Annotated in this window: 21 protein-coding genes and 1 pseudogene; 14 read left to right on the forward strand and 8 right to left on the reverse strand. The window is 65.7% G+C overall.

Features of this window, described 5'->3' with window-relative positions; all coding sequences use genetic code 11:
• The first annotated feature begins 95 nt into the window (after positions 1–95).
• From pyrH to AUL33_RS00355, 11 genes are all read left to right on the forward strand, one after another.
• Positions 96–809: a UMP kinase gene (pyrH, locus tag AUL33_RS00305; protein WP_062202480.1), complete on the forward strand. Its 714-nt coding sequence runs from the start codon at positions 96–98 to the stop codon at positions 807–809.
• A gap of 51 nt (positions 810–860) precedes the next feature.
• Entirely contained in the window at positions 861–1,418 is a 558-nt protein-coding gene (gene frr / locus AUL33_RS00310; protein ID WP_062202482.1) for a ribosome recycling factor, read from the forward strand.
• A gap of 14 nt (positions 1,419–1,432) precedes the next feature.
• Complete coding sequence (locus tag AUL33_RS00315) at positions 1,433–2,191, forward strand: isoprenyl transferase (RefSeq protein ID WP_280137788.1); 759 nt, start codon at positions 1,433–1,435, stop codon at positions 2,189–2,191.
• A gap of 3 nt (positions 2,192–2,194) precedes the next feature.
• Positions 2,195–3,046, forward strand: coding sequence for a phosphatidate cytidylyltransferase (locus tag AUL33_RS00320; RefSeq protein ID WP_062202486.1), 852 nt, complete (start codon positions 2,195–2,197; stop codon positions 3,044–3,046).
• A gap of 76 nt (positions 3,047–3,122) precedes the next feature.
• A complete protein-coding gene (gene rseP, locus AUL33_RS00325) occupies positions 3,123–4,244 on the forward strand; it encodes an RIP metalloprotease RseP (protein ID WP_244491779.1) in 1,122 nt (373 codons plus the stop codon).
• Positions 4,245–4,444: 200 nt separating this feature from the next.
• Complete coding sequence (gene bamA / locus AUL33_RS00330; RefSeq protein WP_062202490.1) at positions 4,445–6,862, forward strand: outer membrane protein assembly factor BamA; 2,418 nt, start codon at positions 4,445–4,447, stop codon at positions 6,860–6,862.
• A 22-nt stretch (positions 6,863–6,884) separates the two neighbouring features.
• Positions 6,885–7,943, forward strand: coding sequence for a UDP-3-O-(3-hydroxymyristoyl)glucosamine N-acyltransferase (gene lpxD / locus AUL33_RS00335; protein WP_062202492.1), 1,059 nt, complete (start codon positions 6,885–6,887; stop codon positions 7,941–7,943).
• Entirely contained in the window at positions 7,930–8,400 is a 471-nt protein-coding gene (gene fabZ, locus AUL33_RS00340) for a 3-hydroxyacyl-ACP dehydratase FabZ (RefSeq protein WP_082652217.1), read from the forward strand. Before lpxD ends, fabZ begins: the two co-directional genes overlap by 14 nt.
• 3 nt (positions 8,401–8,403) lie before the next feature.
• Positions 8,404–9,210: an acyl-ACP--UDP-N-acetylglucosamine O-acyltransferase gene (lpxA, locus tag AUL33_RS00345; protein WP_062202494.1), complete on the forward strand. Its 807-nt coding sequence runs from the start codon at positions 8,404–8,406 to the stop codon at positions 9,208–9,210.
• A 2-nt stretch (positions 9,211–9,212) separates the two neighbouring features.
• Complete coding sequence (locus AUL33_RS00350) at positions 9,213–10,091, forward strand: LpxI family protein (RefSeq protein ID WP_280137789.1); 879 nt, start codon at positions 9,213–9,215, stop codon at positions 10,089–10,091.
• Positions 10,088–11,269, forward strand: a complete 1,182-nt coding sequence (locus tag AUL33_RS00355) for a lipid-A-disaccharide synthase (RefSeq protein ID WP_062202499.1) — start codon at positions 10,088–10,090, stop codon at positions 11,267–11,269. The genes AUL33_RS00350 and AUL33_RS00355 overlap by 4 nt, the downstream gene beginning before the upstream one ends.
• A gap of 38 nt (positions 11,270–11,307) precedes the next feature.
• On the opposite strand, the gene gltA is transcribed toward AUL33_RS00355, so the two are convergent.
• Together gltA and gltX are read right to left on the reverse strand one after the other, a co-directional pair.
• Positions 11,308–12,597, reverse strand: coding sequence for a citrate synthase (gene gltA, locus AUL33_RS00360; RefSeq protein ID WP_062202501.1), 1,290 nt, complete (start codon positions 12,595–12,597; stop codon positions 11,308–11,310).
• A 151-nt stretch (positions 12,598–12,748) separates the two neighbouring features.
• Positions 12,749–14,170 carry a glutamate--tRNA ligase gene (gltX, locus tag AUL33_RS00365; protein ID WP_062202503.1) on the reverse strand — a complete coding sequence of 474 codons (1,422 nt, stop codon included), beginning with the start codon at positions 14,168–14,170 and terminating at the stop codon, positions 12,749–12,751.
• A gap of 323 nt (positions 14,171–14,493) precedes the next feature.
• Here gltX and AUL33_RS23000 point away from each other — a divergent pair.
• Both AUL33_RS23000 and AUL33_RS00370 read left to right on the forward strand, forming a co-directional pair.
• Positions 14,494–14,931 (forward strand): annotated as a pseudogene (locus tag AUL33_RS23000) (DUF4131 domain-containing protein); the annotation flags it as partial.
• Positions 14,932–15,081: 150 nt separating this feature from the next.
• On the forward strand, positions 15,082–16,719 hold the full coding sequence (locus tag AUL33_RS00370) for a ComEC/Rec2 family competence protein (protein WP_244491791.1): 1,638 nt from the start codon (positions 15,082–15,084) through the stop codon (positions 16,717–16,719).
• Here AUL33_RS00370 and lexA read toward each other — a convergent pair.
• The 6 genes from lexA to AUL33_RS00400 all read right to left on the reverse strand — a co-directional run bounded on the left by lexA (position 16,673) and on the right by AUL33_RS00400 (position 22,871).
• Positions 16,673–17,398, reverse strand: a complete 726-nt coding sequence (gene lexA, locus AUL33_RS00375) for a transcriptional repressor LexA (protein WP_062202507.1) — start codon at positions 17,396–17,398, stop codon at positions 16,673–16,675. The two genes, AUL33_RS00370 and lexA, sit on opposite strands and share 47 nt — an antisense overlap.
• Positions 17,399–17,466: 68 nt before the next feature.
• Positions 17,467–18,681 carry a gephyrin-like molybdotransferase Glp gene (glp, locus tag AUL33_RS00380; protein WP_062202509.1) on the reverse strand — a complete coding sequence of 405 codons (1,215 nt, stop codon included), beginning with the start codon at positions 18,679–18,681 and terminating at the stop codon, positions 17,467–17,469.
• The gene (gene moaC, locus AUL33_RS00385) at positions 18,678–19,154 is read right to left on the reverse strand and encodes a cyclic pyranopterin monophosphate synthase MoaC (RefSeq protein ID WP_062202511.1); all 477 of its coding nucleotides are present in this window, start codon (positions 19,152–19,154) and stop codon (positions 18,678–18,680) included. The genes glp and moaC overlap by 4 nt, the downstream gene beginning before the upstream one ends.
• Positions 19,151–19,960 (reverse strand): indole-3-glycerol phosphate synthase TrpC, encoded by an 810-nt coding sequence (gene trpC, locus AUL33_RS00390; protein ID WP_062202513.1) that lies wholly within the window; start codon positions 19,958–19,960, stop codon positions 19,151–19,153. The genes moaC and trpC overlap by 4 nt, the downstream gene beginning before the upstream one ends.
• Positions 19,957–20,988, reverse strand: a complete 1,032-nt coding sequence (gene trpD, locus AUL33_RS00395) for an anthranilate phosphoribosyltransferase (protein WP_062202515.1) — start codon at positions 20,986–20,988, stop codon at positions 19,957–19,959. Before trpD ends, trpC begins: the two co-directional genes overlap by 4 nt.
• On the reverse strand, positions 20,985–22,871 hold the full coding sequence (locus AUL33_RS00400) for a peptidylprolyl isomerase (protein ID WP_062202517.1): 1,887 nt from the start codon (positions 22,869–22,871) through the stop codon (positions 20,985–20,987). Before AUL33_RS00400 ends, trpD begins: the two co-directional genes overlap by 4 nt.
• Positions 22,872–23,034: 163 nt before the next feature.
• On the opposite strand from AUL33_RS00400, the gene tpiA reads away from it, so the two are divergent.
• Complete coding sequence (tpiA, locus tag AUL33_RS00405) at positions 23,035–23,793, forward strand: triose-phosphate isomerase (RefSeq protein WP_082652219.1); 759 nt, start codon at positions 23,035–23,037, stop codon at positions 23,791–23,793.
• Positions 23,794–23,852 lie beyond the last annotated feature (59 nt).

Consider the following 23,852-nt stretch of genomic DNA (forward strand, 5'->3'; position numbering starts at 1 on the left):
CGTCGAACGCAAACTGCATGTTGAAGGAGGGCGTTCGCTTGAGAAGCGAGCGCCCTTCCTGTATCGCAGGCCGGCATCAAGATTGGGAACATCGCATGACCGTCCGCTTCAAACGAGTGCTGCTGAAGGTCTCCGGCGAGGCGTTGATGGGCGGGCAGGGCTTCGGTATCGACGTTGCCGTGGCCGACCGGATCGCCGGTGACATCCACGAGGCGCAAGCGCTCGGCGTCGAAATCTCCGTGGTGGTTGGCGGCGGCAACATCTTCCGCGGCGTTGCCGTTGCGTCGAAGGGCGGCGACCGCGTGACCGGCGATCACATGGGCATGCTGGCGACCGTCATCAACGCTCTGGCGCTACGCACCTCGCTGACGAAGCTTGGCATCGACGCCGTGGTGCTCTCGGCGATTCCGATGCCCGAGATCTGCGAGAGCTTCTCGCAGCGTGTCGCCCTCGCGCACGCCTCCGCGGGACGCGTCGTCATCTTCGCCGGCGGCACCGGCAACCCGTTCTTCACCACCGATTCCGCGGCGGCGCTTCGCGCAGCCGAGATGGGCGCGGCCGCCCTCTTCAAGGGCACGCAGGTCGACGGCATCTACAGCGCCGATCCCAAGCTCGTCCCCGATGCGACACGATTCGACAAGCTGACGCACGACGAGGTTCTCAACCGGGGTCTTGCCGTCATGGATGTGACGGCCGTCGCGCTGGCACGCGAGAACCATATCCCGATCGTGGTGTTCTCGATCCACGAGAAGGGCGAATTCAGCCGCATCCTTGACGGCGGCGGCGTCTCCACCATCGTGTCCGACTAGACTCAGATTCGACATCATCGCGAAACGACATCGTCTGCAGAAGGAAGCCACATGCCTGCACCGGACCTGAACGAGCTGAAGCGCCGCATGGAAGGCGCCATCACGTCCTTCAAGGGCGACCTCGCCGGCCTGCGCACCGGACGCGCTTCCGCCAATCTGCTTGATCCCATCATGGTATCCGCCTACGGCTCGCAGATGCCGCTGACGCAGGTCGCCAACGTCACCGTCCCCGAGGCGCGCATGGTGGCCGTGTCGGTCTGGGACAAGTCCATGGTCGGCGCCGTCGAGCGTGCGATCCGCGAGAGCAGCCTCGGGCTGAACCCGATCACCGACGGCACGACGCTTCGCATCCCGCTGCCCGAGTTGAACGAGCAGCGCCGCAAGGATCTGGTCAAGGTCGCCCACACCTACGGCGAGAATGCCCGCATCGCCGCCCGCCACGTGCGCCGCGATGGCATGGACATGCTCAAGAAGGCCGAAAAGGACGGCGACGTCAGCCAGGACGACAGCCGCGTGATGGCTGAGAAGATCCAGAAGGCGACCGACGAGACGATCACCGACATCGACAGAGCGCTTTCCGTAAAGGAAGCGGAAATCATGCAGGTCTAACACTCGCGTCGGGTTTGAAAGCGCGCGCGCGGAAAGCGGAGAAGATGGTGGAACAGGTGCGGCATCCCCAACACGTCGCCATCATCATGGACGGCAACGGCCGCTGGGCCAAGGCTCGGGGCCTGCCGCGCACGATGGGCCATCGGCGCGGTGTCGAGGCCGTGCGCGAAGCCGTGCGCACCGCTCGCCATCTCGGGATCCGCTATCTCACGCTCTTCGCCTTCTCCTCCGAGAACTGGCGCCGACCGGCCGACGAGGTGGGCGAACTTCTTCGACTGCTCAAGATCTTCATTCGTCGCGATCTGGCCGACCTTCACCGCGAGGGCGTCAAGGTGAAGGTCATCGGCGCTCGCGAGGGGCTGCCGCCCGATATCCGTTCGCTTCTGGAAGAAGCCGAGCAACTGACGCGGGCGAACGAGCAGAATGTGCTCGTCATCGCCTTCAACTACGGTGCGCGGGACGAGATGGCACGGGCGATGCGCCGGATCGCCGAGAAACTCGTGACGGGCGAGGCGACGATCGATGCCGTCACGCCGGAATATGTCGACGAGCACTTGGACACCGCCGGTATTCCCGATCCCGACCTGATCATCCGCACCAGCGGTGAATTGCGCCTGTCGAACTTTCTCCTGTGGCAGGCGGCCTATTCCGAGTTCGCGTTCCTGCCGTGCCTGTGGCCGGATTTCGACCGCAAGGCGTTCGAGGATGCCGTCCGGGATTATGCGATGCGAGACAGGCGCTTCGGCGGCATCTCCCGCGAAATCGCGTCCTGACGGATGGGTCTTGGCCTCGCGCGTCTCGTTGCGGCTCCCACCTGGACGGATCTGAAATCCCGGCTGATCTCCGCGATCGTCCTCGGCATCGCGGTTCTCGGCCTCACGATCGTCGGCGGCGTCGGCTTCCGCCTCCTCTGCTGTGCGACATCGATCATCGTCTTCGATGAATGGGCGCGCATGACCCGCGCCAAGAAGGCGGGTGACATCTACCTCTTTGCCCGGCGGGCCCTGTTCGTCTCGCTCATTGCCTTCTTCTTCGGCTTTCACGGCGCCGCACTGGCGATCGTCGCGTTGGCCACGGGCTTCATCGCCATCGTCGATCGCGGCGAGCGCAAGGCGGACTGGGTGATGGGCGGTCTCGTCTATGCCGCCGTTGCCGGCATGGCTCCGGGCATGCTGCGCGATAGCGGTTCGGAAGGGCTGGCGGTGCTCGGCCTCGTGATCGCAGTCGTCTGGGCGACCGACATTTTCGCTTACTTTTCAGGCCGGACTTTCGGTGGGCCCAAGCTTATGCCGATGGTCTCGCCGAAGAAGACCATTTCCGGCGCCGTGGGCGGTCTCGTCGCCGGCGTCCTCTTCGCGGCCGCTTTCGGATACTGGCTGACCGGCAGCATCGATCCGCTCGTCCTGGCTCTGGCTGCGGTTTTGTCGGTCGTCGGGCAGGCAGGGGATCTTTTCGAATCCTGGATCAAGCGGCGGTTCGGTGTGAAGGATTCGGGGCGCCTCATTCCGGGACACGGCGGATTGATGGATCGGATCGATGGCCTGATCGTCGCCACCGGCGTAGCATTGCTGTTCGGCATCGCTGGGGCCGGCATCGACCACCCGGCACGCGCGATCTTCGATTTCTAGCTGATTCCCGACTCGCGCCGATGGCAGCGGATCCTCGGCCAAGACAGGTATGTGACGGATGGATGTGACCGGCTGGATGAGCAGCCTCTGGGATACGGCGCTGATCAAGGTCATCCCGTTCCTCTTCGTGTTGACGGTCATCGTCTTCTTTCACGAACTCGGCCACTACCTGATCGGCCGCTGGTCGGGCATCCGTATCATGGCGTTCTCCGTCGGCTTCGGGCCGGAAATCGTCGGGTTCAACGACCGCCGCGGGACGCGCTGGAAGCTCTGCGCGATTCCGCTGGGCGGCTACGTGAAGTTCTTCGGCGACGAGAACGCCGCGAGCGTTCCCAGCAAGACGGCTCTCGAGGGCGTCAGCGCGGAAGAGAGCCGGGGTGCCTTTCAGAACGCCACGGTCGGGCGCCGGGCGGCGACGGTGGCGGCCGGCCCCATCGCCAACTTCATCCTCGCGATCACGATCTTCGCAGGCACCGCCTATGTCGGCGGCATCGTCGTCGGAGATCCCGTCGTCTCGGAGGTCCGTCCGGGGTCTCCTGCCGCGACGGCCGGCGTCCAGCCGGGCGATCGGATCCTGACGGCCGATGGCGAAAAGATCGAGTATTTCAGCGATCTCCAGCGCTACGTCTCCAGTCGCGCGGGCGTTCCGATCCGCATCGAGGTGAACCGCAGCGGCACGCCGACCGAACTCACCGTGACGCCCCGTGAAGAGACGCAGACGGACGGCTTCGGCAACGAGTTCAAGACGCCGGTCATCGGCATCGTCGCGAACGCCGAGTCGGCGTCGTTCCGCACCCAATCGCTGACGCTGCCGCAAGCATTCGGCTACGGCCTGTCGCAGACCTGGTTCGTCACCGAGCGGACGGTGGCCTTCATCGGCGGCATCTTCGGCGGCACGCAGGCGAGCGACCAGATTGGCGGGCCGATCCGCATCGCGCAGGTTTCGAGCCAAGTCGCGACCCTGGGCTTTGCCGCTCTTCTCAACCTCGCGGCCCTCCTGTCGATCTCGATCGGCCTGCTGAACCTGCTGCCGGTTCCGATGCTCGATGGCGGCCATCTCCTGTTCTACGGATTCGAGGCCGTGCGTGGAAAGCCACTCAGCGACCGCGTTCAGGAGGTGGGGTTCCGGATTGGCCTCGCTCTGGTGATGCTCCTTATGGTATTCGCTTTCTGGAACGACCTTTCGAGTCTCACTTGAACGGTCGGCAGAGGGTCGGGGAAAGGATTTGCGAAGCATTAACCAAGGTTCACGCTCGCGTTGCGGGTGTGCAACGGTTTTCCGATTCCTAAAGGGAATCGATCCACTTTGGTTGAACGTGTCCGCAAAGCCGATAAAACCGCACGGCATGCCGAATTCGGACTTCGTGCCGTCGGCGGAATAGAAAAGGTAAAGGCCCTATGAAGGCTGGATCGAAGCTTCTGAGCGCGCTCTCCGCCGCGGCTCTATCGTCCACGGTGCTTGCTGCTTCGGCCGTCAGTCTTGAACTGGTCAGCCTGTCTGAAGCTGGCGCGGCGGTCCTCAACCGGGTCGAGGTTCGCGGCAACCAACGCGTCGACGCCGAGACGGTCCGCAACCTGATCCAGTTCCGGTCGGGCCAGAACTACTCCGACGCCGATGTCGACACCGCGGTGACGCGGCTCTTCGCGACGGGCCTCTTCTCCGATGTCCGGGCGACGCAGTCCGGCGGCGCACTGGTCGTCAACGTCGAAGAGAACCAGATCGTCGGCGAGGTCGTCTTTCAGGGCAACAACAAGATCAAGAACGAGCAGCTGACGACGGCTGTCCAGACCGCGTCGCGTGAGCCCTACAACGCTTCCACGGCGCAGGCCGATGTCGATGCGATCAAGGCCGCCTACACGCGGATCGGTCGCTCCGATGCGACGGTGGCGGTGCGGACCGTTCCGGCCGAGGGCAACCGCGTCAACGTCGTCTTCGACATTCAGGAAGGCGACCGCACCCAGATCGAGAGCATCAACTTCGTTGGGAACAACGCCTTTGGTGATTCGCGTCTGAAGGAAGTGATCTCGCTTCGCGAGTCTGGCATCTTCAGCTTCCTGCAGCGCAACGACATCTACGACGAAGATCGTCTTCGCGCTGACGAAGAGGCGCTGCGCCGTTTCTACTTCAACCGCGGCTTCGCGGATTTCCGCATCGTCTCCTCGGTCGCCGAGCTCGAGCCGACGCAGAACAAGTACTTCATCACCGTCACTGTGGATGAGGGTGAGCGTTACACCTACGGCAACATCAACATCGACTCGACCGTTCCGGGTATCGATGCCGAGTCTCTGAAGACCGAACTCGAGACGAAGTCCGGCGACACCTACAGCGCCGAGAAGGTCGAGGATTCGCTCGTCAACCTGACGAACGCCGTGGCCAACCAGGGGTACGCCTTCGCTCAGGTCACGCCACGCGGCGATCGCGACTTCGCGAACAATACGATCTCGGTCGATTACGTCATCGATCAGGGTCCGCGCGCCTATGTCGAGCGGATCGAGGTTCGCGGCAACACCAAGACCCGCGACTACGTGATCCGTCGCGAGTTCGACGTGTCGGAAGGCGACGCCTTCAATCAGGTCCTCGTGCAGCGTGCCAAGAAGCGCCTTGAAGGCCTGCGCTTCTTCAAGACCGTCAACGTCTCGACCGCGCCGGGCACCCAGCCTGATCGGGTCGTCGTGATCGTGCAGGTGGACGAGCAGTCGACCGGTGAATTCTCGGTTGGCGGCGGCTACACCACGGGTGGCGAAAGCTCCGGCCCCGTGGCCGAGGTCGGTATCACCGAGCGCAACTTCCTCGGTCGCGGACAGTTCGTGAAGGTGTCCGCAGGCTTCGGCGAGGACACGCGCAGCTACAATCTGTCCTTCACCGAGCCCTATTTCCTCGGCCGTCGTCTGGCTGCCGGTTTCGATCTGTATCGCACCGAGAACTCGTCCTCGACCGCGTACGACATCGTGCGGACCGGTGGCTCGCTGCGTCTGGCGGCGCCGATCACCGAGGACGTCACGGCGCAGATCGCCTACAACTACAAGGAAGAGACGTTCGGCGACGATCAGGGAATCGTGGTTCGCGACGCCTTCGGCCAGCCGATCTTCGCGAACGGCCTGTTGCAGTATGCGACTTGCGGAAACTCCGCGATCGCGCCGCTCTACACGCTCTCGCCGATCATCAATGAGGCGATCTGCGACAGCCCGTACTCGACCTCCTCGATCTCCTACGCGCTGACATACAACACGCTGGACAACCAGCAGGATCCACGCAACGGCTTCTTCGCGCAAGCCGGCCAGGAAGTCGCTGGTCTCGGCGGCGACGCGCAGTTCCTGCGGACGACGGCCCGCGCGTCGTATTTCAGCCTCTTGTCCGAAGAGTATGACGTCATCGGTCAGCTCAGCGGCGGTGGCGGCAACGTCACGGCGCTCGGCGACGACCTGCGGGTCTTCGACAACTTCTTCAAGGGCCAGGATATCGTTCGCGGCTTCAAGTATCAGGGGCTCGGCCCGCGCCAGAACGGCGTGGCGATCGGCGGCACGAACTACGTCAACGCATCGGCCGAAGCGACCTTCCCGCTGCCGCTCGTATCGCGTGATTTCGGCTTCCGCGGTGCAGCTTTTGCCGATGCAGGCTCGCTGTGGGGCGTGGAAAACTCCGAGGGCCAGCTCGGCATCCAGGGCGATGAGTTCGCTCTGCGCGCCTCGGCAGGTGTCGGCCTGATCTGGGCCTCGCCATTCGGTCCGCTGCGCGTCAACTACGCCGTTCCGCTGGCGAAGGAAGACTACGACCGGACCCAGGAATTCTCGTTCGGCTTCTCGTCGCGCTTCTGAGCGACGCAGGCGCGAGTTCGGAATGACCGATCGATCATTTTTCAAGCGCGGCGAGGGGGTAACCCTCGCCGCGCTTGCTTTGGCCTGTGAGGCGACACTTCTCGACGCGTCGTACAGTGAGGTCCGCATCCGCGGCATCCGCGCACTCGGCGAGGCTGGCGCAGACGATGTCGCTTTGTTTGACAATCCCAACTACGCCGCGACCCTCGCGACCTCTCAGACTGGCGCCGTCCTGACATCCGCCCGCTACGCGCCGCAGGTGCCGCTGGGGACGCCGGTCTTGGTCGCGAAGGAACCGCAGATCGCGTTCGCGCGGGCAGGGTGGCTGCTGCATCCTGCCGCCATTCGTCCTGGCAGCGACTTTGCCGAAGGGTTCATCTCTCCGCAGGCCAGCATCGACCCGTCCGCTCGGATCGAGGAGGGAGCAACCATCGAACCGTTCGTTCGCATCGGTCCCGATGTCGAGATCGGACGAGGCAGCATCGTCGCGTCGGGCGCCTCCATCGGCGCGGGTTGCCGCATCGGCCGCAACGTGCGCATCGGCCAGCAGGTCAGCATCCAGCACGCGTTGATCGGCAACGACGTGATCCTGCATCCCGGCGTGCGGATCGGTCAGGACGGATTCGGCTACGCCATCGGCTCGGTCGGTATCCTCAAGATGGTCCAGGTTGGGCGTGTCATCCTGCAGGACAATGTCGAGGTGGGCGCCAACTCCACGATCGATCGCGGTGCGGTTCGCGACACGGTCGTGGGCGAAAACACGAAGATCGACAACCTGGTCCAGATCGCTCACAACGTGGTGATCGGTCGAAACTGCATCATCGTCGGCCAGGTCGGCATCGCCGGCAGCGCGACGATCGGCAATGGTGTCGCGATCGGTGGACAGAGCGGCGTCAACGGCCACATCACGATCGGCGACGGGGCCCAGGTGGCCGCGGTCAGCACGGTCGCTACCGATATGCCGGCGGGTGCGCGTTGGGGCGGAACCCCGGCGCGGCCGGTCCGCGAATGGATCAGGGAAATGGCGGTCCTCAAGGGACTGACACAGACGGGACGGGGGTCCAAGCGTGACGACGGCTGATGTGACGACGCTTGAAAGCGTCGATATCCTCAAGATCATGCAGCTCTTGCCGCATCGCTATCCGTTCCTGCTCGTCGATCGTATCGTCGAGATCGACGGAGATCGGCGCGCCGTGGGACTGAAGAACGTGACGGCGAACGAGCCCCACTTCCAGGGACATTTTCCCGACTATCCCGTCATGCCCGGCGTGCTCATCATCGAAGGCATGGCGCAGACCGCAGGGGCGATCTGCCAATTGGCAACCGGGGGCGACTCAAAGTCGATCGTCTATTTCATGACGATCGACGGTGCCAAGTTCCGCAAGCCCGTCGTGCCAGGAGACTGCCTCGAGTACCACGTGGTCCAGACCAAGAAGCGCGGCAACATCTGGAAGTTCGACTGCGCGGCGATCGTCGCCGGCAACAAGGTGGCCGAGGCGACGATCAGTGCGATGCTCGTCGCGCCGGACGCGAAGTAGCGGATGGGCGGGTTTCGGGTCCATCCGTCGTCGATCGTCGAGGACGGTGCCATAATCGGTGAGGGATCCGAGATCGGGCCCTTCTGCCATATCGGTCCGCGCGTGCGGCTCGGTGCGGGCGCGCGACTGCGCTCGCATGTCGTTCTGGCCGGCAACACGACGATCGGCGATCGCGCCAACATCTATCCGTTCGCGTCCATCGGCCATGATCCGCAGCACCTGAAGTATCAGGGCGAAGACACGCGTCTGGTGATCGGGAACAACTGCCTGATCCGCGAACACGTGACGATGAATCCGGGAACGGTTCAGGGGCGGTCCGAGACGACGATCGGCCACAACTGCTCGTTCTTCACGGCAGCCCATGTCGCTCATGATTGTCTCGTCGGCTCCAACGTCACGCTGATCAACAACGTCATGCTCGCCGGACACTGCGTCGTCGGCGATTTCGCGACGATCGCCGGCGGATCGGGCATCCATCAATTCACCCGCATCGGGCATCACGCCTATGTCGGCGGGCTGGCCGCGGTCGAGGGCGATATCATCCCCTTCGGCATGGTGCTCGGCAACCGCGCCTATCTCTCGGGCCTCAACGTCATCGGCATGAAACGGGCCGGCTTCAATCGCGACGCGATCCGCAACGTGCGCAAGGCGTATCGGATGCTGTTCTCGGACGATCTGACGTTCAAGGAGAACATTGAAGAGGTGGAGACGGAGTATCCCGACGATCCGCTCGTGCAGGATCTTCTAGGCTTCATCCGGGCAGGCGGTGACCGCGCCATCTGCTTCCCGCGCAGCGTTCGCCCGGCCTGACCGTGCCAACGGAGCGTCCCGTCGCGACGCCGTCGGGACGGTTGGCCATCATCGCAGGTGGCGGCGCCTTGCCGCGGATCGTCGCGGACGAGGCGGCGAGGGCGGGGCGCAATCCTTTCATCGTACCGATCGCCGACGGGCGTGCGGGCGACTGGTCGGCGTGGGATCACAAGCCGCTGTCTTGGGCGAGGACGGGCGACGTCTTTGCGCTCCTGCGCTCGCGCGGCGTCGGCACCGTCGTGTTCTGCGGCACGATCTCGGTGCGGCCCGACTACCGTTCGATGATTCCGAGCCTTCGCACGCTCGCCTTCATGCCCGAACTCTTCCGAATGGTCAGGGGCGGAGATGACAGCTTGATTCGCGCGGTTTCGCGAGCGTTCGAGGCGCGCGGGTTCGAGGTCGTCGGCGTCCAGTCGATCGTGCCGACGCTGCTGATGCCGGCGGGCGTCCTCTCGGCTCGCACACCCGATCTCCGCGAAATGGACGCGGTGCGGCGGGCTGCCGAAGCGGCGGACCTGATCGGCCGTCTCGACGTTGGCCAAGCCGTGGTGGCGTCCTGCGATCGGGTCATCGCGCTCGAAGGCATCGAGGGCACGCAGGAGATGCTGCGACGTGTTGCCGATCTTCGCGCCCGCGGCCGAATCGGCCGCCGCGAGCCGACGGTTCTCTTCAAGGCTTTCAAGCCGCAACAGGATGCGAGGTTCGATCTTCCCAGCATGGGCCGCGACACCGTGGATCAGGCGGTGGCTGCGGGACTGTCGGGCATCGCGCTGACGGCGGGTCGGTCGCTGCTCATCGAGTCCGAACGCGTGCTCGAGGCGATGAGCGCCACGGATCTCTTCCTCGTCGGCATGGAAACCCATAGCGAGAGCGCCGCATGAAGATCGCATTCGTCCTCGGCGAAGAGTCTGCCGACCGGATCGGCGCCGATCTTTTGCGTGGCCTGCGAAGGGGAAGCGATGAACCGATCGAGGCGATCGGGCTCGGTGGCGACGCCATGCGGGCCGAGGGCCTTGAAAGTCTGTTCGATATCGAGGACCTGTCGATCATCGGCATCGGTGCGATCGTCGCCCGGCTTCCCAAGCTGCTCGGCCGTCTCCGCCAGACCGTGGACTTCCTCGTCGCGGAGCGTCCCGATGCGGTGGTGACGATCGACAGCTTCACCTTCACAAACCGGGTGGCGCTGCGGTTCCGCACCGCGTTGCCGCAGACGCTGATCGTCAACGTGGTACCGCCGGCGATCTGGGCTTATCGCCCGCAGCGGGCGCAGGCGCTCGCCGCGGCCGTCGATCACAGCTTCAGCCTCTTTCCCTTCGAGCCCGCTGTGCTGGCCGAACATGGCGGACCGCCAGCCACCTATGTTGGCCATCCCCTGATGGGGAACGAACGGCTGGCAAGGCTCATCGAACGCGATCGTCTGGTCGGCATGCGTCAGCCTGCGGCACCTCCGCGATTGCTGATCCTCCCCGGTTCACGGCGCGGCGAGATCTCCCGCCTGATGGACGATTTCGGCCGCACCTTCGCATTGCTCAGCGAACGGATCCCCGGCGTGACCGGCGTCCTTCCCGCCATTCCTCGTGTTCGAAGCCTGATCGAGGACAAACTGAAGACTTGGCAGGTGCGTCCCGAGGTCGTCGAGGGCGAGGACGCCAAGTGGCAGGCGTTCGCATCGGCGGATGCTGCTCTAGCGGCCTCCGGCACAGTCGCGCTTGAGTTGGCGCTCGCAGGCATCCCAATGGCGCTCTGCTACCGAGTCGATCCGCTTACCTACCTGCTACGCCACATGATCACGGCCTGGACGGCGGCGCTTCCGAACTTCATCGCCGGTCATCCGCTCGTGCCCGAGCATTTCCACGAGTTCATCCGTCCCGAAGCTCTTGCGCGAAGGCTTGAACGGCTGATGACCGAGACGCCGGAGCGCCACGCGCAGATGGCGGGCTTCGCTGAGATCCGGAGAGCCATGAGCGTCCCGACTTCGCCCGGTGAGACCGCCGCGAAGCTGCTGCTCGAACAGATCGCCCGGCGCCGTCTTCATTCGCATAGTAAAACGGGCGCCTGAGCGCCCGTCTCTTATAGCGATGGGTCGATCGGGGCTGTTCAGCCGCGCTCGCCGACCGCGACGTAGTCCCGCTGCGGGGCGCCCGTGTAAAGCTGGCGCGGACGACCGATGCGCTGATGCGGATCCTCGATCATCTCCTTCCACTGCGCGATCCAGCCGACCGTGCGAGCGACGGCGAAGAGCACCGTGAACATGGTGGTGGGGAAGCCCAGCGCCTTCAACGTGATGCCCGAGTAGAAGTCAACGTTCGGGTAGAGCTTCTTCTCGATGAAGTAGGGATCGTTGAGCGCGATGTGCTCGAGCTCCATGGCCACTTCGAGCAGCGGATCGTCCTTGAGGCCGAGCTCGTCAAGCACCTCATGGCAGGTCTGCTGCATGATCTTGGCGCGTGGATCGTAGTTCTTGTAGACCCGGTGACCGAAGCCCATCAGGCGGAACGGGTCGTTCTTGTCCTTGGCGCGGGCAATGAACTCCGGGATGCGGTCCTTCGTGCCGATCTCGGTCAGCATGTTCAACGCCGCCTCGTTAGCGCCGCCATGCGCGGGGCCCCAGAGGCAGGCGATTCCGGCCGCGATGCAGGCGAACGGATTGGCGCCCGAGGAGCCTGCCAGACGCACCGTCGAGGTCGACGCGTTCTGCTCGTGGTCGGCATGAAGGATGAAGATCCGGTCCATGGCTTTCGCGAGCACCGGGTTGATGTGGTACGGCTCGCAGGGCACCGCGAAGCACATGTGCAGGAAGTTTTCCGCGTAGGAGAGGTCGTTGCGCGGATAAACGAAGGGCTGCCCAATGTGATACTTGTAGGCCATCGCTGCCAGCGTCGGCGTTTTGGCGACCATGCGGATCGAGGCCACCATCCGCTGATGCGGATCGGCGATGTCCGTCGAGTCGTGGTAGAAGGCCGACAGTGCGCCGACAGAGCCGACCATGACGGCCATCGGATGCGCATCGCGGCGGAAGCCGGTGTAGAAGCGCGACATCTGCTCGTGAACCATCGTGTGACGCGTCACGCGGTAGACGAAGTCGGTCATTTCGTGCGCGGTCGGCAGTTCGCCGTAAAGCAGCAGATAGCAGGTTTCGAGAAAGTCGCCCCGCTCGGCCAACTGGTCGATCGGATAGCCGCGATGCAGCAGAACGCCTTCGTCGCCGTCGATATAGGTGATCTTCGACTCGCAGGAGGCAGTCGACGTGAAGCCCGGATCGTAGGTGAAGAGGCCGGTGTTCTTGTAGAGGGACGCGATGTCGACGACATCCGGCCCGATCGTCCCATGGCGGAGTTCGAGTTCGGTACTCTTGTCACCAAGGGCCAGTTTCGCCGACTGATTCATGCGTTACCCCTTCTTCGAAAGCTCAAAGACATCGGGCCGCCGAGCGCCCGAAAGCCAGCTTCGATCGAATGCCTATCGGAAAGGCGGACACGGAACAAGATTTGGACACCGGTCATGTTGCATCGCAACCGCCGGCATCGCAAAAATTCTTTCAGTTCGCCTGATCGCGGAGCCGGGCGAGCGTTTCGTCGCGTCCCAGAACGGCCAGAACGTCGAAGACGCCGGGCGATGTCGTCTTGCCGGTGAGCGCGGCACGAAGCGGCTGCGCGGCTTTGCCGAGCTTCAAGCCGTTCGCTTCCGCGTACTGCCGCACCGCATCCTCGATCGTCTCGACCCGCCAGTCGGCAACCGCTTCGAGGGGCTGCAGCAAGCCCTTGATGATCTCGCGCCCTCCGCTGGCGAGAATCTCCTCGGCCTTCGGTTCGATCGGCAGAGGCCGCGCGGCGAAGAGGTAGGCGCAGCTCTCGGTCAGTTCGACGAGGGTCTTGGCGCGCTCCTTCAGGCCCGACATCGCCGCCGTCAGCATCCGGCGAACCGTCTCGTCGTCCTGTGACTTGAGGATGGCACCGTTCGGCAGCACGTCGCGCTCGCGCATCAGCGTCTCGACGAGATCGCCGTCGTTGCTCGCTCGCAGCCAGTGGCCATCGATCGCGTCGAGCTTGGCGAAGTCGAATCGCGCCGCGCCCTTATTGATGTCGACGATGTCGAACCAGTCGATCATCTCCTCGATCGACATAATTTCGTCGTCGCCGTGGCTCCAGCCGAGGCGCGCCAGATAGTTCAGCAGCGCGGACGGCAGGTAGCCCATTTCGCGATAGGCCTCGACGCCGAGCGCGCCGTGGCGTTTCGACAGCTTGGCGCCATCGGCCCCGTGGATCAGCGGAATATGCGCCATGACCGGCACGTCCCAGCCCATCGCCTGATAGATCAGTGTCTGGCGACCGGCATTGGTCAGATGGTCGTCGCCACGGATGATGTGGGTGACGCCCATGTCGTGATCGTCGACGACGACGGCATGCATATAGGTCGGGGTGCCGTCCGAGCGCAGGAGAACGAAATCGTCGAGGTCCTTGTTCGGGAAGCGCACGTCGCCCTGAACCTTGTCGGCAACAAGCGTCGTCCCGTCGAGCGGTGCCCGGATGCGGATCACCGGCTTGACGCCTTCGGGGGCCTCGCTCGGGTCGCGGTCGCGCCAGCGTCCGTCGTAGCGCGGCGGTCTCTTCTCGGCCTTCGCGAGCTCGCGCATCTCCTCAAGCTCCTGCTGGGAGGCGTAGCAGAGATAGGCCTTGCCGGCGGCAACGAGGTCCTCGGCGACCTCGCGGTGGCGGGCGACGCGGGCGAACTGCGAGATCGGAGGCTCGTCGGCGGTCAACCCGAGCCAGTCCAGCCCTTCGATGATGGCGTCGACGGCGCCCTGCGTCGAGCGCTCGCGGTCGGTGTCCTCGATCCGCAGCAGCATCTTGCCGCCCATGCGGCGGGCATAGAGCCAGTTGAACAGGGCCGTCCGCGCACCTCCGATATGAAGGTAGCCGGTCGGCGAGGGGGCAAAGCGGGTCACGACGCTGGATGTCATCGGCTGTCCTCGGCGCAATATCGGGCAAGACAAGGCGGGCGAGTGGCGCACAACTGACGGTGGATTATCATCGCGTGTGGCTGGAAAACGCCTGCTTTCGGTCGGTGGGTGTGTAGCATAGGGTTCGCTCGGCACAAGGCAGGCTGCTCCCGGTGACGTCGTCGCAAATTCCGGCCGGATCGGCTCCGCCTCGTCGCCTGCGGCCCGTCTTGTTCCGTACGATCGCAGGTGCTCGACAGTTTTCTTTCGCCGGTTGGTGGCAGCGGCAGATCGAGGTCGAGCGGGCTGCCCGGTCGGCCTTTGCCGTTCTCCCGATCACCATGATGGTCGGCATCCTCGCCGTGTACGGAGGCGGGTGGCGACCATCGATCGACCTCTGTGTGGCAGCGGCGGTGCTCGCCTTGGCGGGCCGGGCGCTTCTTCGAAGCCAGCCGTTTACGAGGCTCGCCTTGATGACCGCGACCTGGGTCGCGATCGGGATGGGCTCCGCAGGCATCGAACTCGCCCGGACCGATACGGTCATCCTGTCGGGCGACGCGACCGTTCGCATATCCGGTCGCGTCCTCAAGCGGGAGCGGGACGAGCGCGGACGCTATCGCTACACGATCGCCATCGAGGGCACCGAGCGACCGGTGCTGACTCGGCCGCCGGGTCGCGCCCGGATCCTAGTCTCGAGCCGGCACGAGCCGCTGCCCATCGGCGGAACCTATCGCGGCCTCGTGCGGCTCCGACCGCCTGCGGGTCCGGCCTATCCCGGTGCCTACGATTTCGCCTTCTCGCCCTACTTCGATGGCCTCGGCGCCTACGGCTTCTCACTGGGCGCACCGCAGGTGTCGACCGCGATCCGCCCACCAACCTTCGCGGACCGGGTCGCGCGCCTGCGTCTCGCCATGGACGAGCAGATTCGCGCCGTGCTGCCGGGCGCCACAGGCGCCGTCGCCTCCGCGCTGATCACCGGCGAGCGCGCCGGCATACCCGACGAGATCGAGGATGCGCTGCGCGCCACCAGCCTGGCGCATGTCCTTTCCATCTCCGGATTCCACATGGCGCTGGTGGCCGGCTTCACGATGCTTCTCGTTCGACTGGCGATCGCCGGGTTCCCGGCGGTCGCCCTGCGCTTCTCATCCAAGAAGACTGGCGCCGTCGCGGCGCTTGGCGTCTCCGCGTTCTACTTCCTCTTGTCTGGCGACAACGCCGCGACCGAACGGTCCTTTGTCATGCTCGCCATCATGCTGACGGCGATCCTCGTGGATCGGCCCGCGCTGACACTTCGCAATGTCGCGATCGCAGCGCTCGTGGTCATGGCGCTTTCGCCGCACGCCGTTCTCACCGCGACGTTCCAGATGTCGTTCGCCGCCACCGCGGCCCTGATCGGGGCCTACGGCGCCTATGCCAGATGGCAGACGGATCGGGCGCGCACCGTGGGCGGTGCTTCTTCCTCACGACTGCGGAGCGCTCTTCTCGTGATCGCCGGACTGGCACTGTCCTCGGTGATCGCCGGCGCGGCGACGGCGCCCTACGGCGTGTTTCATTTCCAGCGCGCCGCCCCGTTCGGCCTCGTCGCGAACGTCCTGGCGACGCCGATCTTCAGCTTCTGGATCATGCCGCTGGCGCTGCTCGCGGCGATGGCGATGCCCTTCGGCGCCGAGGCTCTGTTCCTGCATCCGATGGGCTGGGGTCTCGACGCCGTGTTCCGGCTCGCGACGGTTCTGGCACGGTGGCTGCCGGATCAGGCCGTCGGGCAGATCAGCGTCGCGGCCCTCGTGCTGTTCACCGCGTCCATCATCGTGGTGTCCTTTGCAGCCAGCGCCGCCCGCTGGCTCGCAATCCCGGTGGCGGTCGCGGCGTTCGCCGTGTCGCAACCATCACCTTCGCCCGAACTGCTGATCTTCGAGGACGGACGCGAGGTTGCACTGGGATTGGGTTCAGGAAACGTCGCCGCAATCCGCGACAAACCGAATGCCTTTGTCTGGGACCAGTGGCGCCGTGCCTTCGGTTGGAACGCGCCGATCGGACCGGTTCTGGCGGATGAGCCGCAATCGGGAGCCACCGCCGGCCCAAAGTTCCAAAGCGACGCGGCCGGGCGCTTCCGTTGCGAAGCCTCGATATGCCGCGCCGTCACGCCCTCCGGTCTGCGAGTGGCCTGGACGGACGACTATGAAAAGCTCGGCGAGGTCTGCGACACCGCTGATATCGCTATCGTGGCACGGGCGGTTCGCCTGGAAAGCTGTCGTTCGGGCGCCATGCTCATAACGCTTCGCACGCTTCGACGATCGGGAGCGCTCGCATTCCCGCCTATCACCAGCACCAGGGTGACGTCAGCTTCCATTCGCTCGATCGCCATCGAGCCGGACGAGTGGAACGCACACCGTCTTGCGCCTTGGCCCGAGTTTTGGCGCAATCCGGTGAAGATGGACACGTCCGAGCCATCGATGCGACCCTCGCCTGCGTCGACGATGACGCCAATCCCGGACGGGGCCAGCGGTCGAATCTCGGATGACGTCAGTGGTAGCGACGAATCAATCCCACCAGCTTCCCCTGAACCTTGACCCGTTCGGCGCCGAAGGTGCGGGTCTCATAGGCGGGATTGGCGGCCTCCAGCGCGATCGTGGCACCGCGCCGACGAAACCGCTTCAGTGTGGCTTCCTCGTCGTCCACGAGCGCCACGACGATTTCGCCGGCTGACGCGGTGTCGGTGCGCTGGATCACGACGGTGTCGCCGTCGAAGATCCCGGCCTCGATCATCGAATCGCCCTTCACCTCGAGGGCGTAATGTTCGCCGAGGCCGATCATGTCGATGGGCAACGTGATCGAGTGGGTGTTCTGCTGGATCGCGGAGATCGGAACACCCGCGGCAATCCGGCCCATGACGGGGATCGACACGACGTCGTTCGCGGCGATCACCTGCCGCGCAGGGGTCTCCGCCGTGTAGCGACCGGCGCCTACGGCGGGCCTGACTGAGGCAGGGAGATCGACTACGGTCTCCGGCTGGGCCTTCGGCGTCTTTGGCGCCGAGTCCGGCAGCTTCAGCACCTCCAGGGCGCGAGCCCGATTGGGCAGGCGGCGAATGAAGCCGCGCTCCTCCAGGGCTGTGATCAGCCGGTGAATACCCGACTTCGACCGCAGGTCGAGCGCATCCTTCATCTCGTCGAAGGAAGGAGGCACGCCGACGGACTGCAGCCGCTCGTGAATGAAGGTCAGCAACTCGTGCTGTTTACGCGTCAGCATCCCGCGACTCCGAAAAACAAAACCTGAACAAAGCTATCTGTTCCGTATGTGTTCCGCAAGGATTCGCGTCAGTCGAGCCGGATGAAACGGCACTCGTCGCCGATTGCCGCAGCGGGCGCGTTGGCGGGACGGTAGAGCAGGGCGTCGGCCTCGGCAAAGATCGACAGGAGTGACGAGTCCTGTCGCGGCAGCGGCGTCAGATGGAAACGCCCCTCGGCATCCTCACTTAGGTGAGCGCGCATGAACTCGGCCCGATGGTCGTTCGCCGGAAGGGTCGACCCGAGGCGGCCGCGTAGAAATCGATCGCCGCGATCGGCGCGACCAGCGAGGCGCTCGATCAGCGGCACGAGGAACAGTTCGGTGGTCACGAGGCTCGATGCCGGGTTGCCGGGCAGCCCAAGCACCCGCATCGCGCCGAGGCGACCGGCCATCATCGGCTTGCCCGGCCGCATCGCAATCTTCCAGAAGTCGAGCGCAACGCCCCGGCTTTGAAGCACCGGCGCCACGAGATCGCGGTCACCGACGGAGGCCCCGCCGATGGTCACGAGGATATCGATGCCGTCCGCGATGGCTTTGTCGACGCAGGCTCCGAGAATCCGCTCGTCGTCGCGGACGATTCCGTAGTCGACGACCTCGGCGCCGGCCGCGCGGGCCAGCGCTGCGATGCCGTAGCTGTTCGACGCGACGATCTGCGACGGGCCGACCGGCTCGCCGGGCGCGACGAGTTCGTCGCCCGTAGCCGCAATGGCGACGCGAGGCCGCCGCAGGACGGGAACGGCGCCGTAGCCGCCGCTCGCGGCGAGCGCCACCGCAGCCGCGCGAAACCGAGTGCCGCGGGCGACGAGCACCGCACCCTCGCGAAAATCGTTGCCGGCGGGGCGGATGTTCCGGCCCTTCGCCTCGCGCTCATGGATTCGAACGACATCGGCGGCGGGTCGCTCGGTGTTCTCTTGAATTATGACGGTGTCGGCACCGCAGGGCACCGGTGCGCCCGTGAAGATCCGTACGGCCTCACCCGGCCCAACGGTACCAGCGAAGGCCAGACCCGCAGCCGATTCGCCGACGAGGCGGAGCTCTGCGGGGAGGTGATGCAAATCGTCAGCGCGAACGGCATAACCGTCCATCGCCGATGCGTCGAAATCCGGTTGGGTACGCCGTGCTACGAGCTCGGTCGCCGCCACGCGGCCGACGAGATCGGCGAGAGCGACATCCTCGGTCGTCTGTAACGGCACGGCATCGCGCAGAAGCAGCGCCTGCGCGTCTTCGACCGGCATCAGGCTCATGCGGCCTGCCAGTCGCCGGACACGCCGCCGGCCTTTTCGAGCAGCCGGATACCGCTGATCACCATGCCTCGGTCCACCGCCTTGGCCATGTCGTAGATGGTGAGACAGGCCACGGAGACGGCGGTCAGCGCCTCCATCTCGATGCCGGTCTTGCCCGACACGCGCGCGGTCGCGGTCACGCGGATGCCGGGAAGCGCTGGCTCGAATGTCAGGTCCACGCCGACCTTTTCCAGCATCAGCGGATGGCAGAGCGGAATGAGCTCATGCGTCTTCTTGGCACCCATGATGCCGGCGATGCGCGCGATGGCGACGACGTCCCCCTTTTTAGCGGCGCCGGATCGGATCATCTCCAGCGTCTCGGCCGCCATCATCACCAGACCCTCGGCGCGCGCGGTGCGGACCGTCGCGGCCTTGTCGCCGACATCGACCATCGAGGCCGCGCCGGCGTCGTCGAGATGGGTCAGCGAAGTCATGCGGCGGCCCGTCCGTTTCCGAAGAGAAGCGTTCGCGTCGCCGCCTCGACATCGGCCTGCCGCATCAGGCTTTCACCCACGAGGAAGGTCTGGATACGATGGGCGGCCAGTCGCTCACAGTCGGCATGCGTTGCGATCCCGCTCTCGCCGACGAGGATACGATCGTCCGGCACAAGTGCTGCCAGACGTTCGCTGACGGCGAGATCGGTAACGAACGTGCGCAGGTTCCGGTTGTTGACGCCGACGAGGGGCGAGCGAAGGCGCAGCGCGCGCTCCATTTCGGCCTCGTCGTGAACCTCGATCAGAACGTCCATCCCGACGTCGAACGCTGCCGATTCGAGATCCGACGCCAGTGCATCGTCGACGGATGCGAGGATGACGAGGATCGCGTCGGCGCCCCAGGCTCGCGCCTCGGCCACCTGATAGGTGTCGAAGAGGAAGTCCTTGCGAAGAGCGGGCAGGGCGGTCGCCTCGCGTGCCGCCGTCAGGAAACGCGGATCGCCCTGGAAAGACGGAGAGTCGGTGAGAACGCTGAGGCAGGCGGCGCCTGCCCGCTCGTAGGCGAGCGCCAGTTCGACCGGTTCGAAGTCAGCACGGATCAGCCCCTTGGACGGGCTGGCCTTCTTCACTTCGGCGATGAGGGCGAAGTGCCCGGCCGCGTGCTTGCGACGCAAGGCGTCGGCGAAGCCGCGCGCCGGGCTCGCCGCACGCGCCGCAGCCTCGACCTCGGCGAGAGGTCGCGCAGCCTTCGCCGCGGCGATCTCGGCACGCTTGTAGACTTCGATCTCGGCAAGGATGTCGCTCAACGCGCCGCTCCGTTTTGTTCGTTCGAGGCAAGAACCAAGCGTTCGAGCGCCGCCATGGCGTGGCCGTCCCGCAGCGAGGTCTCCGCAAGGCGCAGCCCATCCTCCAACGACGCGGCACGGTCGGCGACGATGAGAGCGCCCGCGGCGTTGAGAAGCACGATCTCGCGATAGGCACTCGGCTCGTCCCGAAGCACCGCGCGCAAGGCTGTCGCATTCTGCACGGCGTCACCCCCGACGATGTCGCTCAACTGGCGACGGGCGAGGCCGAGTTCCTCCGGCTGGATCGTGAACGTCTCGATCGCGTCGGCGTCCAAAGCCGCGACATCGGTGGGCCCGCAGACGGTCATCTCGTCGAGGCCGTCTCCGTGCACCACCCAGGCCTTCTCGGCGCCCAGCGCACGCAGCGCTTCCGCGACCGGCCGGACCCATTCCGACGCGTAGACACCGACGAGAAGTCGACGCACGCCGGCGGGATTGGCCAGCGGGCCCAGCATGTTGAAGATCGTGCGCGTGCCGAGTTCGACCCGGCTTGGGGCGACGAAGCGCATCGCCGCATGATGCGAGGGCGCGAACATGAAGCCGATGCCGGCCTGCGCGATGACGCGCGCGATCTCGCTTGGGGCCAGATCGACATTGACGCCGAGCGCGCCGAGCACGTCCGCCGCGCCGGATCGCGACGAGAGCGCCCGGTTGCCGTGCTTGGCCACGATGACCCCGCAACCGGCGACCACGAGCGCCGTGCAGGTCGAGACGTTGTAGGTGCCGGCATGATCGCCACCGGTGCCCACGATGTCGATCGCGCCCGCCGGGGCCTCGACCCCGATCATGTTGGCCCGCATCACGTCGACGGCGCCGGCGATCTCGTCCACCGCTTCGCCCCGCACCCGCAGCGCCATCAGGAAGCCGCCAATCTGCGACGGCGTCGCCTCGCCGGACATGAGGATGCGGAACGCATCCCGCGCCTCGTCGCGCGTCAGCCGCTCGCGGCCCGCGACCTTGGCGATGTGCGGCTTGAGCCCCAGGCTCATCGAACTCCGACCTTCGCCTGGTTGATCGCCGCGAAATTGTAGGAGACCGGCGTGGCGGCCTGCAGCGCGGCGACGTAGCTCTGGAAGAGGTCCTCGCGTACGGTGTCGTCGAGGCTCTGGCGAAGGTTCGGCGCGACGTTGGACAACGGGTCGGCCGGTTCGGCGACTTCGGCCACCTGCAGCACGATCGCTTCGCCCGATGCGAGGGCCGGGCCATGTGCGGTCGTGCCTTGCGACCCCGAGAAGGCTGCACGGGTGCCGGCCTGTCCGAGAACGGCCGGGCCGCTGTCGCGGGTGACGAAGTTGGCGGACTGGACGATCAAGCCCTCGACCTCGGCCATGGCGGCGAAGGTCTCGCCCTTGCGAACGCGCTCGGCGAGCGCCTGGGCGCGTTCCTCGACGAGACGCTGCGCCTCGTCCCGCTTCCAATCAGCGGTCACGCGCTCGGTCACTTCGTCCATCTTCCGGTCGCGCGCTGGCACGATATCGCCGAGAGCGAAGAAGACATAGCTGTTGCCGTCGAAATTGACCGGCGTCGTCTCGGCGCCCGGATCGGCCGAAAAGACCGCAGGCAGTACGGTGGCCTCGGACGGGATGTCTGCGATCTTCACGCCGGCCTGCGTCTGCGCCGAGCGGTCGATCGGCTCCACCACCTGGACCGTCAGGCCGGCCTGGGTTGCGGCTTCAGAGAGCGCGGCACCGCTGGTCAGGGCCTCGTTGATCGTGGTGTAGGCCGCGGTCACCTTCGCGTTCGCGGCGTCGAGCGCCACCGTCGCACGGATCTCCTCACGCGCCTCGTCCAAGGGCTTCACCACCTCGGCGGTCACGGTCTTGGCGAGAAGGATGACCGGGCCGAACGGGCCATCGACGACAGCGGTGGGCACGTTCGGCGCCGCCGAGAAGGCGGCGTCGGCGAGGACGGCGTTCGGGATCGCCGTGCGCGGGACGAGCCCGAGGTCGGCGACGGGCAGGCCGGCTGCGGCGGCGGCGTCGGCCAGTGTCGCACCGCCTGCGATCGCAGCGGCCGCCTTGTCGGCCGCCTCGCGGTTCGGGAACACGACCTGCTCGATCTGGCGACGCTCCGGCGTGGTGAACCGAGCTTTATTGGTCTCGTAATAGGCCGAGACCTGCTCGTCGGTCACGGCGGTTGCGTCGGCCACGGCAGCGGGCGACAGCAGCACGTAGGAGAAGCCGCGATATTCCGGCGCCCGGTAGTCGTCGTGATGCTCGGTGAAGAAGTCGTCGAGCTCGTCGACGGCCGGGTCGGCGATCTCGTCGGCCGGCGTCGGCTGCAGCGTGACGTAGTTCACGGTGCGCCGCTCGCCCGTGTAGGTCCCCAGCGCTTCGGCGAAGGCCGCCGGGGCGGCGGCACCATCCGAGAGCGAGGCGACGAGCTGATTGCGCGAGGCGCTGCGACGCAGATCGTCGAGATACATCGCTTCGGTCATGCCGACATTGCGCAACACCGACGCCATCGCCGTGCGCGAGAAGTTGCCGGACCCGTCGCGGAAAGCCTGCTCCTGCTGGATGAGAGAGACGAGCCCGTCGTCGGAAACGCCGAGGCCGACTTGGCGTGCCTTCTCGTCAAGGAGCGCACCGGCGGTCAGCTGCGCCAGCACTGACTGGTCAACACCGCGCATCTCCGCTTCCTCCGCGTTCGGGCGGCGCTGCAACTGTTGCGCGAGGCGGTTGAGACCCTGCTGGTAGGCTTCCTGATATTCGCGCACGGTGACGCTGGTATCACCGGCCGTCAGCACGGAATGACCGGTGCCGGGGCTGCGCAACACGTCCGCGATGCCCCAGCCGACGAAACTCACCGCCAGCGCGCCGAGGAACACCTTGGCCACCCATCCCGAAGCGCCACGTCGCATCTGGTTCAGCATTTTGCCTCGATCTCCTGCGGTGTCGAACACGAACTCTCTCGCGGGAATAGGGATTTCCGCCGCCGAAGGGAAGTCGCAGCCGTTCGCCTCATTCATGTTTGATTCCCGCGCCTTCCACGGGTAGCTCTCGAGGCACCAAGATGCCGCTGGGTGGGAGAGACGCGTGACTCGCAGACGATTGATCGCCGGAAACTGGAAGATGAACGGCACGCGCGCACAGCTCGAGGAGCTTCGAGCCGTCGCGGCTGCGGTCGAAGCCGGCGAGGCGGACGGGCTCGACCTGCTTCTCTGCCCTCCTGCGACGCTGCTTCTCGCAGCGCGCGACACGCTGCCGGCATCGGTTCTGGTCGGCGGGCAGGATTGCCATGCCAACGAGAGCGGCGCCCACACCGGCGACGTCTCCGGCGCCATGCTGGCCGATGTCGGCGCGACACATGTCATCGTCGGCCATTCCGAGCGCCGCGCCGATCACCGCGAGAGCGACGACGTGGTTCGCGCCAAGGCGGCGGCGGCGCGGGCTGCGGGTCTCGTCCCGATCGTCTGCATCGGCGAGACCGAGGCGCAGCGCGAAGAAGGTGTGACGCTCGAGGTTCTGGGCGCGCAGCTGGCCGGATCGCTGTCGGACGACACGGATGCCGACAACACGGTCGTCGCCTACGAACCCGTCTGGGCGATCGGCACGGGCAAGACGCCAACGGTAGATGACGTGGCCGAGGTGCATGCGTTCCTACGCAAGCAGATTGAGATGCGGTTCGGTTCGAAGATCGCCGACGGGCTTCGGCTGCTCTATGGCGGGTCGGTCAAGCCCGCGAACGCGGCCGAACTTCTGGACGTCGCGGACGTCGACGGGGCGCTGATCGGGGGCGCCAGTTTGAAGGCTTCAGACCTCATGGCGATATGCAAAGCCGCGCTCGCCGACTAAGAGCTTTTCCCTGACGGGTTGGAATAACCCGAGCCCTCCTATAGAAGGCGCGCAACTCC

The sequence above is a fragment of the Aureimonas sp. AU12 genome, from assembly GCF_001463705.1.
Lineage (GTDB): Bacteria > Pseudomonadota > Alphaproteobacteria > Rhizobiales > Rhizobiaceae > Aureimonas.